Source organism: Ligilactobacillus sp. (assembly GCF_036846325.1).
Classification (GTDB): Bacteria; Bacillota; Bacilli; order Lactobacillales; family Lactobacillaceae; genus Ligilactobacillus.
Genome location: NZ_DAIUCE010000194.1, coordinates 1 through 1,630, shown reverse-complemented (window position 1 = coordinate 1,630; position 1,630 = coordinate 1). Strand labels below are relative to the sequence as shown.

The 1,630-nt window shown below is 47.4% G+C and carries 1 protein-coding gene and 2 pseudogenes; all 3 read left to right on the top strand.

The window, feature by feature from the left end:
• Nucleotides 1-608: PLP-dependent aminotransferase family protein (locus V7Z60_RS10110; protein WP_334117677.1), on the top strand; the 608-nt coding region annotated here is incomplete at its 5' end.
• Between the two features lie 131 nt (nt 609-739).
• A pseudogene (gene tnpA, locus V7Z60_RS10105) lies at nt 740-1,172 on the top strand (IS200/IS605 family transposase).
• Nucleotides 1,169-1,522, top strand: a pseudogene (locus V7Z60_RS10100) (helix-turn-helix domain-containing protein); the annotation flags it as partial. The pseudogenes tnpA and V7Z60_RS10100, both read left to right, overlap by 4 nt.
• Nucleotides 1,523-1,630: the final 108 nt, after the last annotated feature.

Here is a 1,630-nt window from a genome sequence, read left to right as displayed (position 1 = left end):
GTTTTCTGGTAATCGAAGACGATCCTTATCGCGAATTGCGCTATGAAGGGGTCGGGCTTCCGTCAATCAAGTCATTCGACATGTCGGGCAACGTCGTGACGCTCGGCAGCTGCTCGAAGATCCTGTCGCCGGCGCTTCGGACTGGGTGGCTCATAGCCGACGAAGCGCTGATGAATGTCCTGAAGAATCTGCGGCTCGCAAGTGACTGCAATCCGTCTTCCGTTGTCGGGCAGATGGTTGACGAATACCTCGAAGACAACGACATCAGCGAACACATCGAAGAAATCAACGACCTGTACCGTGACCGCCGCGATGCGATGATTGACGGTCTCAGGCGCTATCTTCCCGAAGAGTGCGACTTCACTGAGCCTTCCGGTGGTTTCTTCATCTGGCTGAGGCTGCCTGAAGACGTCGCTGCGCAGGAAATTCTTGACAATTACGGCGACGTGACCTTTATTGAAAGCTCGACTTTATTCCCGGTATCGCATCGCAGAAACTGCATGCGCCTGAATTTCACAGGCGTCAACGATGAAGAAATCGAAGAAGGCTGCCGGCGCCTTGGCGATGCCATCAAGGAAACTTTGTATGAAAGAATTTCAGTTAAATAGCATCAAAGCAGTCTTTCTGGCTGCTTTTTTGAAAGCGTGCAAGGAAACACGTTCTTTTAAGGCCGTGATGAATTGCCTGTTTTTTGTCCTTATGACACACGAATACGAACATATGTGTTATAATAATTGATATAAAAGATATAAACAGACTTACGTATGGTAGAACATCGGTTTACAATCTTAATTATCATCTCATTTGGGGCACTAAGTATCGCAATAAAGTGCTGAAAGGACACGTCGAAACAGTGAAGCGAACCTTATATGAAATTGCTTCAAAATACGGCTTTACGATTGCTCACATGGAGATTGGAAAAGATGACCACATTCACTTATTGGTGAGCGTCCCCTGAATTGTCGGTAACGAATATTATGCGCTGGCTGAAGGAAATTTCGGCGCGGCAATTGTTCAGAGAATGTCCGGAATTGCAAACCAGTTACTGGAAGAAGCAGGATCGTCATTTGTGGTCACCGAGTTACTATGTTGAAAGCATCGGCACAGTCAATGAACAGGCTGTTGCCAGGTACATTGATGACCAGCGTCGAAAAGAGGTGAACCTGGAGTGAGCAAAGTCATTAAGGGGATTAAGCTGCGATTGTACCCCAATCAATCCCAGCGGGAACAGTTATGGCAAATGTTCGGCAACGACCGTTTCGTCTGGAATCAGATGTTGGAAATGGCTAAGGAACGCTATCAGAACAATCCGAACAGCCTTTTCGTCAATGAGTATGGCATGAACTATCTTCTGAAACAGCTCAAGTGCGAGTATGCCTTTCTCAAGGAAAGTGATTCCACCAGTTTCCTGGTGGTGAACCACAATCTTGCTCAGGCGTTCAAAATGCTGTTCAGGCATCGGGGCGGTTATCCGCATTTCAAGAACCGGCACTCCTTACGCCAGTCCTATACTGGAAGAGCTTGATGATTATTCCAACTGGCAGCGTGCAAGGGTCAATAAAGCCCGCTGCCAGAAACGGATTGCCAATAAGCGCAGAGACTACCTTCATAAGCTGACAACTGACTTAGT